Below are 8,226 nucleotides of genomic sequence, written 5' to 3'. Positions count from 1 at the left end.
GGGCTGGTATGTCACGCCCTGCGGGGCCTAACCGTCGCGGCGATGGTAGGTAACCCTCCCCGCGTGAGACCAAGGCGTGCGGACGGGGGGATTGACCCCAACGGGGTCGCACATACCAGCCCAGGGCAACGCCCTGGGTTGCGCCCACCGATACTCTTAGCCCTGAAAGGGCGTGACAGATGGCCGCATCGACACCGGGTGAGGTTCGACGCTAATCCCCCCGGGTCAATGAAGAGTTGCCCGGTTCGTCGAGCCATCCCCCTTCGATCATCTCCCGCCGGAGTGCCGCCTCCGCCTCCCGGCACCGCTCCAACGCGGCCTTGAAGTCGGCCACCGCCTCCGCCAACGGCGGTATGTCCCGCCCGATCGGCGGCAGCACATAGCGCGAGATGTTGAGCGTCCAGCCTTCCCGTTCGATCTCGTCCAGACCGACCACGCGGGCCAGGTCCTCGACATCCTCGAAGTTTTGATAGCAGCCGAGGATCCGGTCGGCGTGCGCGGGCTCCAGATGATTCTGGGCGCGGTCCTTGCGAAACAGGGTGGAGGCATCGACGATCAGCACCCGCCCGGCGCTCTCGGGGGGCTTGCGCAGGCGCAGGACCAGGATGCAGGCGGCGAGCCCGGTGCCGTAGAACAGGTTCGGCGCCAGCCCAATCACCGCCTCGATCAGGTCCTGTTGCAGCAGGTGTTGGCGGATTCGGCCCTCGATGCCGCCGCGAAAGAGCGCCCCCTGGGGCAGCACCACGGCCATGCTGCCGTGGGGCGGGGCCATGGATTTGACCATGTGCTGCACCCAGGCGAAGTCGCCGGAACTGTCGGTGGGCACGCCGGCGAAGGCGCGCCCCCAGGGGTCATTCTCCCAGACCTCGCGGCCCCACTTCTCCAGCGAAAAGGGCGGATTGGCGAGCACGATATCGAAGCCGGCGAGCCCGCCGGTGCTGGGGTCGGTGAACACCGGGTTGCGCAGGGTGTCGCCGCGCTCGATCTGGAAGTCCTCCAGTCCGTGCAGCAGCAGGTTCATGCGGGCGACGGCCGAGGTGGTGAGGTTCTTCTCCTGGCCGTAGAGCTTGCCGAAGAAGGTCCGCGGGTCGCCGCCCTGGGCGCGTACATGCTCGACCGCGGCCAACAACATGCCGCCGGTGCCGCAGGCGGGGTCGTAGACCGTCTCGCCCTCCTGGGGGTCGAGGATCTCGATCATCAACCGCACGACACTGCGCGGGGTATAGAACTCGCCGGCCTTCTTCTTGGTGGCGTCGGCAAAGGTCTTGATCAGATACTCGTAGGCATCGCCGATGATGTCGTTGCGTACCCGCTGGTTGCCGAGCGGCAGGGCGGAGAAGTGCTCCACCAGGTCCTTGAGCAGGGCGTCGGGGAGCCGATCCTTGTTGGTCCATTGGCCGTCGCCGAAGACGCCGTACAGATGCGCCTGATTGGCCCGCTCGATGCCGCGCATGGCGTTCGCGATGGCGGCGCCGACATTGGCCGCCGTCTCGCGCACGAGGTTCCAGTGGCAGCCGTCCGGCACCTGGAAGCGGTGCTCATCGGCGAAGGCCTCGCCGTAGGTCTGCACCATCGCGGCGTGCTCTTCATCCCAGCAGTCGCAGATGCGCTTGAAGAACAACAGCGGCAGGATATAGCTCTTCCAGTCGGTGCGGTCGAGCGGGCTGCCGCGCAGGATGTTGGCGGCACCCCACAGATGGGATTCGAGTTGTTGGAGCTTGATGTCAGGCGGCGGGGCGGGTTGCTGTGGCATCCGGGATCAGGGTCTGCTCTATGGTCGAGGGGTGCTGAGGCTTGGTCACCGGGCGCGCCGCTGTGCTGGAGCTTGGTAACCAGAACCAGGCCCCGGTGCCAAAAAAGCGCAGGTCGAGGCTTCTGTCGGCGGCGGCCCGAGCAAGGACTGCGGCGATTGCGTGCCGGTGCCTCCGGCTGAAGCCTCGACCTCCGGTTGGGGGCTGGGCTCGTCCATCGCGGGTGCCGACAGTGGCGATGCGGCGATGATACCCCAGGCGTCGTCGGGCGTCCGCTCGGGGGCGCGTCGCCTCGGTGGATCGGTCCGCGCCGCGGACCCTTGGCGTCGCCCCACTGCCATTAAGTCGGCGGTCTTGCCGCCGCGATGATCGGCGAACGTCAAAATCTACATAAAACGGCGCAACTTTTCACACAAAAAAGTCCTCCGACCCGAGGCCGCGGGTCCTAAGATCGCCGGGACTTGCGGCTGGTGCCACCCAGACACCACCGGAAATCCCTCGTTCGGTCGTACCCCCGACGCCTGCTCCTGCCCGCGCCCCTGACGGGCCTGGCCGGGCTCGCGGTGGCGGCCGACCCGTTCGCTACCCCCGCCGGGTATTCGCGGTTCTGGTCGTGATAACCCGCCTCGTTCTGTTCGAGGCATTTTTCTTCCAACGCATTTTTTCAGAGGACAAGTTCATGCACAGCGCACCCTTCATGCGGCTTATCGCGTTGACCGCTTTCGGTATGGCTTCGGTGGCGCAGGCCAACCTGATGATCGATGTCTACGAATATAGCACCCCGGGTCAAAGTCGCTGGGTCTTCAGCGGCTCGGCTCAGTATTCCCAAAGCGCCCCGGGCGGAAAATTTGCCGGCGACGATCTGGTGCTTATCGAGGAATGGAAAGGCGTCGGGTCTGGTTCGGACTACGTCAAGACCGGCACCGAAGGGTACAACAACGAGAGAGCCCCGCTGATCAGCGGTTCAGTGACTCTCAGCGTCACCCCGTCCGGCGGCAGCATCACCCAGGGTTTCATCGACGGCCTGCATATCGACCACGATACGACAGGGGATGACTTTGGGGTCAGCCTGGCGGCCGAAGACATTGCCTTGTCGGCTGACGCACTCGTGAGTTGGTCAGGCGAGGCAATCTTCAACATCGATATCAATAAACTCAACCGCGGTACCTTTTCGTTCCTGAACTATGGGGAGCAGCCCTTGCCCGCGGAGCCCGGCCAGAAGTATGGATCGCTGCCGCTCACCCTTGAGGTCCCTGAACCGGGCACCGCGGTGCTCCTGATGCTCGGCGTGACTGGCTTGGTTCGTCTTACCGTTCGCCGCAGGACTGTCTGATGAATGGCGCTAATCACTATCTTGATTTCATCTTCAAAACTATGACAGGTACCGACATGCACACCAATACGTTACCAGCTTCAGAGTATGACATACGCCGTGCTGCCGGCAACCCGGGAATTCGTATCCGGTTGGTCATACCTCTTCTCGTTATGGCTGTCCTCGGTTGCCACGCCGGGAGTGTCGCAGCGGGTCTGATCACGATTGGAGGATACTCACTGCTCCAGAACCAGACGCCTGTCGGGTTCAGGGATACGACCAAATCCTTCATTGCCTCGCGTTTTACGGTGGGGGCGAACGATACAGTGATCAATGCCATCGACTACTTTGGCAAGGGCGATGGCTCAACCACCCCTGGCATCGCCATTTACAGTGCCAAGACCAGCGGTATTTCCGGTGGATTTGAGCCCGGTTCGCTCATTCCCTTCGCCACGGGGAACTTTCTCGCCGGACCTTCAACCTCAGCATTTACACCGACCACGACCATTTTCACTAATCCCGTCACACTCACTGCGCTCAGCAGCTACTACGTCGTCGTGCAAGGTACCCTCAACACCAGTATCTACATACCGGCAGTGGGGCAGTCGGGTCAGTTTTCCGTCATCACCAACGGCGTGACTCCGGTGACTCAGCTCCTCGCCTTCAACGGCACTTGGGCCAGCTACAGTTCGGGATCTTTTGTACCTTACGCGCTTGTCCAACAGTCTGAGGTTCCGGAGCCTGCAACAATTCTGCTGATGGTCATTGCGCTGAGTCTGCTCGGTATCGGTCGGCGAGGAAAAAGCGGGAAAAAGGGGCCAAGCTCGAATGGCGCCCAGTTAAGCCTGACAAACTGAAAAAAGTGGGTTTAGCTCGCAAGGGTAGGCTGAAGGGGGGCTTGCCTGTTGCCTGCGATCACGCAAGCAGCCGGGACTGCGGGCCGCCGTGCAACCCGTCTAGCGGGTCAGCCCGCGCTGCCGTACCGCCTCGAACAGACAGACCCCGGCCGCCACCGAGACGTTGAGGCTTTCCACGGTCCCGGCCATCGGCAGCCGGACCAGCAGGTCGCAGCGCTCGCGCGTCAGGCGCCGCAGGCCGGTGCCCTCGCTGCCCATCACGAGCCCGATCGGACCCTTGAGATCCGTGCCGTAGAGGTCGCCCGCGGCCTCCCCGGCGGTCCCGATCAGCCAGATGCCCCGCTCCTTGAGCTGGTCCATGGTGCGGGCCAGGTTGGTCACCTGGAGATAGGGCACCGTCTGCGCCGCCCCGCTCGCCACCTTGCACACCACCGGGGTCAGGCCGACCGCGTTGTCCTTGGGGGCGATCACCGCATGGACCCCGGCGGCGTCCGCGGTGCGCAGACAGGCCCCCAGGTTGTGCGGGTCCTGGACCTCGTCCAGGAGCAGCAGCAGGGGCGGGCCCGTGATCTGATCCAGGATCCCGTCCAGGTCCCCCGCCAGCCGGGGGGCGGCACTGCGCACCCAGGCGAGTGCGCCCTGGTGGTTGGTGCCCTGGGCCCCCTGATCCAGTGCCGCCCGGTCGGTCTGTTTGACCGGGATGCCGGCGGCGCGGGCGAGGTCCGCCAGTTCCGCCAGCCGCCGGTCGCGCCGGCCGCGCTCCAGCCACAGCTCGCCGACCCCCTCGGCGCCGAATTTGAGCGCACTGCGCACGCTGTGGATGCCGGCGACGGGTGCCAGGTCGTTCAAGGTGAATGCTCCGGTAGGAGAAAAGCCTGATCATGGCCTAATCTTAGCCCTGTCGGCCGCCGACGGGTTGGCCGCGGGCTCAGATGGGTGTCGCCGCCTTGCCCGGACACCCTTTAGAGGCATCGGCAAGCGTAAGGGCAGGCAGGAGTCAGCATGTTCGGCATTCGCTTCATCAAGGTCGCACCGACCGATTTCGTCATCCAGTTCAGGCGCGGTGAGCGCGTCCGTGAGGGGGCGGGGCTCGCCTTCATGTATTTTTCGCCGACCACCTCGCTGGTCCTGATCCCGATCGGCAGTATCGAGGTACCCTTCATCTTTGAGGAGGTGACCGCGGATTTTCAGCAGGTCACGGTCCAGGGGCAGATCACCTACCGGGTGGCGGACCCGCGGCGGCTCGCGCAGTCGATGAACTTCGCCCTGACGCCGAACGGTCGGGCCTACGCCTCCGAGGACGCGAAGAAGCTGCCCCAGCGGCTGGTCAATCAGGTGCAGGTCCTGACGCGCGTCTCGCTGCAGGCCCTGCCGCTGCGCCAGGCGCTCGGCCGCTCGGACGCCCTGGTCGCGGCCCTGCATCAGGGGTTGCAGGGGGCGGAGGTCGTTGCCGCCCTGGGCGTCGAGGTGCTCGGACTCTCGATCCTGGCGATCCGACCCACGCCGGAGACGGCGCGCGCGCTCGAGGCGGAGGCGCGCGAGCAGGTCCTGCGCCAGGCCGACGAGGCGGTCTACGCCCGGCGCAACGCGGCCGTGGAGCAGGAGCGCTCGATCAAGGAAAACGAGTTGAACACCGAGATCGCGGTCGAGAACAAGAAGCGCCAGATCAAGGAGGCGCAGATGGAGGCGGAGAAGTCCGTGGCGCAGAAGCGCCGCGAGCTGCGCGAGGCGGAGATGGCGACCCAGATCGCCCTGGAGGAGCAGAAAAAGGACCTGATCGCCCTGTCCACGGTCAACGCCCGCCAGGAGGCGGAGACCCGCGCCTATGGGGTCGCGACCGTCATGCAGGCCCTGTCCCAGACCGATCCGCGCATCCTGGAGGTGCTGACCCAGGCCCGCATGGAGCCGAACCAACTGGTCGCTCTGGCCTTCAAGGAGTTGGCGGAGGGGGCGCAGCGGATCGGTCAGCTCAACATCACCCCGGACCTGCTGCGCGAGTTGATGGCGAGCAATCAGGCGCAATGATGCGGCGCTCATGATCGACCGGCTGACCGAAAACAAGATCGTCCTGATCACGCGGCGCACGCGGCTCGCGGAGCTGATCGTGCGCTTCAATACGCTCGACCAGGCGCGTTTCTATGTTGAGCACCTGGGCGCGGACTTCGCCGATTACCAGGCGGAGGACCAGTGCTATCAGGCGGCGGTGCAGGATACGCAGCACCGTCTGGAGCGGCTCGGGCGGATGCAGGCACTGGAGCGCGCCTATGTCCCGAACTTCCTGTTCGGCGCCCGGGATACGGTCGTGGTGCTGGGGCAGGACGGGCTGGTGGCGAACGTACTCAAATATCTCGACGGACAGGTGCTGATCGGGGTCAATCCGGACCCGGCCAGGATCGAGGGGGTCCTGGTGCCCTTCCGACCCGCGGACCTGGACGCCGTGGTGCCCGCGGTGTTCGCCGACCGGCGCCCGATCCGCCGCGTCACGATGGCCGAGGCCAGACTGAACACCGGCGAGACCCTGTACGGCGTCAACGACCTCTTCATCGGTCCGCGCAGCCATACCTCGGCGCGCTATCGGCTCGGCATCGGCAACCGCGCGGAGGACCAGTCGTCCAGCGGCATCATCGTCTCCACCGGCCTGGGCGCCACGGGTTGGCTGCGCAGTATCATCTGCGGGGCGGGGGGCATCGCGGGTGCGCTGTCCGGACACCCGCTCAAGCTCGCGGCACCCCGCTCATTCCAATGGGACGCGGACTATCTGTATTTCTCGGTCCGGGAGCCCTGGCCGAGCCGGACCTCGGCGGCCGGGATCGCCTTCGGCAAGATCACGGCCGCGACCCCGCTGATCCTTGAGTCCCGGATGCCGGAGGGCGGAGTCATCTTCAGCGACGGGATCGAGTCCGACTTCGTGCGCTTCAACGCGGGTGCCTGTGCGACCATTAGGGTCGCCGCCAGGCAGGGGCGGCTGGTGACATGAAGCCGGAAAAGGCCCTGTGCACGCCAGAGCATTAAGCGCAAGAACCTTTTCCAGGGCGGCAGGCGTGTCCGGCGAGTCGCCGGGCGGCACGACATTCCAATCGATTTGGCGCCCCGCCCAACACCCAACCCCGGAGGACCCGCGGTGTCGAAAAAACCGTCCAAGACCACCCAGGCCAAGGGCCCGCAGCCCGAACTGGCCCAACTCAAGGGCGTGGAGCGCCTGATTTTGGCCGGGGATTTCGCCTCGGCCAGCGCGCGGGCGCGCGCCCTGGTGCAGCGCTTCCCCGATCACGCTACCGCCAACCGGATGCTGGTCGATGCCCTGTATCAGGCCGGCGGCCGGGGCGCGGCGACCCTGGCCGCCCACCAGTGGGCGCAGCGCCGGCCCAACAGCCACGAGGCCCAGGAAGTGCTCTTCCAGCTCGCCATGGAGGGCGACTATGCCGTGCTGGCATCCCGGGCCCTCGAACGCTTGACTGACCTGGGCGCCGCGACGCAACGCTTCCATGCCGATCCGGCGGCCTTGGCCGAACTGCTGCAGCAGCCCGACGGCTCCCAGGCGACCCTGACGGACATGCAGCAATTTGAAATCGGCAAGCTACACCTGGAGGCCCAGGACTACGCCGGCGCCGCGCGCATACTTGATGGCGTCGCCGTGACGCCCGCCCGCAACAACCGGGTGCTCGCACTCTTCCATCTGGGGCGCAGTGCGGAGGCACTGAGCGCCGCGCTCGACGCCTGGCAACAGGACCCGGGCAACCTCTTCGCCCTGGGTTGGGCCCTGCAATTGCGTCTGTACCGGGGCGATGAGGGCGGCGCCCGGGGGCTCGCCGTCCCCCTGGCCCAGGCGTCGGCACGGCGCATCGAGGATGCCCAGGCCCAGCTCGGCGCCCTGCTCCTGATCCGGGAGGACCAGGCGGCCTGGGACGCCTTCGAGCGGACCAACCAGGCCACTTGGATCGGTGAGGCGACGGGCACCCCGGAGGCCATGCGCCTCCTGTTCGGCGCCGCCGCCGCCAGCCGCCTTGGCCGCGGCGACCAGGCGCGGGCCCTCTGGAAGCGCGCCCTGGCCCGGCACCCCGGGCTCGCCTGCGCCCAGGAGAACCTTGCCGCCCTGAAACGCGATGGCGTACCGCCCGCCTACCCGGCCTTGTTTGAAGTAGGTCAGGTCGTCCCCCTCGGTGTGCTGAGAGGGTATAGACAAAATTAAGTCGTTGTCGTCATGCGTCGTAGAAGGATCCGCGCCTCAGTGAGCCAGACCCAGGCTTCGGACACGCACAGCAGGCGATCATGGTGCATGATCAAACGGCGTGCGCGCTCGTTCCAG

At 66.1% G+C, this 8,226-nt stretch carries 7 protein-coding genes and 1 pseudogene; 5 read left to right on the top strand and 3 right to left on the bottom strand.

Annotated features, from left to right (window positions below):
• Positions 1–211: 211 nt before the first annotated feature.
• Positions 212–1,753: a class I SAM-dependent DNA methyltransferase gene (locus QZY48_RS11275; RefSeq protein ID WP_295430952.1), complete on the bottom strand. Its 1,542-nt coding sequence runs from the start codon at positions 1,751–1,753 to the stop codon at positions 212–214.
• Between the two features lie 611 nt (positions 1,754–2,364).
• Here QZY48_RS11275 and QZY48_RS11270 point away from each other — a divergent pair.
• Together QZY48_RS11270 and QZY48_RS11265 are read left to right on the top strand one after the other, a co-directional pair.
• Positions 2,365–3,084: a PEP-CTERM sorting domain-containing protein gene (locus tag QZY48_RS11270; protein ID WP_295430951.1), complete on the top strand. Its 720-nt coding sequence runs from the start codon at positions 2,365–2,367 to the stop codon at positions 3,082–3,084.
• Entirely contained in the window at positions 3,084–3,920 is an 837-nt protein-coding gene (locus QZY48_RS11265; protein ID WP_295430950.1) for a PEP-CTERM sorting domain-containing protein, read from the top strand. The genes QZY48_RS11270 and QZY48_RS11265 overlap by 1 nt, the downstream gene beginning before the upstream one ends.
• Positions 3,921–4,019: 99 nt before the next feature.
• Here the strand turns inward: QZY48_RS11265 and rlmB are convergent, their stop codons facing one another.
• The gene (gene rlmB, locus QZY48_RS11260; RefSeq protein WP_295430949.1) at positions 4,020–4,769 is read right to left on the bottom strand and encodes a 23S rRNA (guanosine(2251)-2'-O)-methyltransferase RlmB; all 750 of its coding nucleotides are present in this window, start codon (positions 4,767–4,769) and stop codon (positions 4,020–4,022) included.
• A gap of 153 nt (positions 4,770–4,922) precedes the next feature.
• On the opposite strand from rlmB, the gene QZY48_RS11255 reads away from it, so the two are divergent.
• The 3 genes from QZY48_RS11255 to QZY48_RS11245 all read left to right on the top strand — a co-directional run bounded on the left by QZY48_RS11255 (position 4,923) and on the right by QZY48_RS11245 (position 8,109).
• Positions 4,923–5,945 (top strand): SPFH domain-containing protein, encoded by a 1,023-nt coding sequence (locus QZY48_RS11255; protein ID WP_295430948.1) that lies wholly within the window; start codon positions 4,923–4,925, stop codon positions 5,943–5,945.
• A gap of 10 nt (positions 5,946–5,955) precedes the next feature.
• Positions 5,956–6,897, top strand: coding sequence for a hypothetical protein (locus QZY48_RS11250; protein ID WP_295430947.1), 942 nt, complete (start codon positions 5,956–5,958; stop codon positions 6,895–6,897).
• Positions 6,898–7,041: 144 nt separating this feature from the next.
• Entirely contained in the window at positions 7,042–8,109 is a 1,068-nt protein-coding gene (locus tag QZY48_RS11245) for a hypothetical protein (protein ID WP_295430946.1), read from the top strand.
• Here QZY48_RS11245 and QZY48_RS11240 read toward each other — a convergent pair.
• Positions 8,106–8,226, bottom strand: a pseudogene (locus QZY48_RS11240) (IS5/IS1182 family transposase); the annotation flags it as partial. The gene QZY48_RS11245 and the pseudogene QZY48_RS11240 sit on opposite strands and share 4 nt — an antisense overlap.

It is taken from the genome of uncultured Thiodictyon sp., from assembly GCF_903828115.1.
Lineage (GTDB): Bacteria > Pseudomonadota > Gammaproteobacteria > Chromatiales > Chromatiaceae > Thiodictyon.
This window is presented reverse-complemented; position numbering and strand designations above follow the sequence as displayed.

Coding starts and splice junctions, on each gene's coding strand:
- QZY48_RS11275 (WP_295430952.1), bottom strand. CDS start 1,753: ATGCCACAGCAACCCGCCCCGCCGCCTGACATCAAGCTCCAACAACTC.
- QZY48_RS11265 (WP_295430950.1), top strand. CDS start 3,084: ATGAATGGCGCTAATCACTATCTTGATTTCATCTTCAAAACTATGACA.
- QZY48_RS11255 (WP_295430948.1), top strand. CDS start 4,923: ATGTTCGGCATTCGCTTCATCAAGGTCGCACCGACCGATTTCGTCATC.
- QZY48_RS11250 (WP_295430947.1), top strand. CDS start 5,956: ATGATCGACCGGCTGACCGAAAACAAGATCGTCCTGATCACGCGGCGC.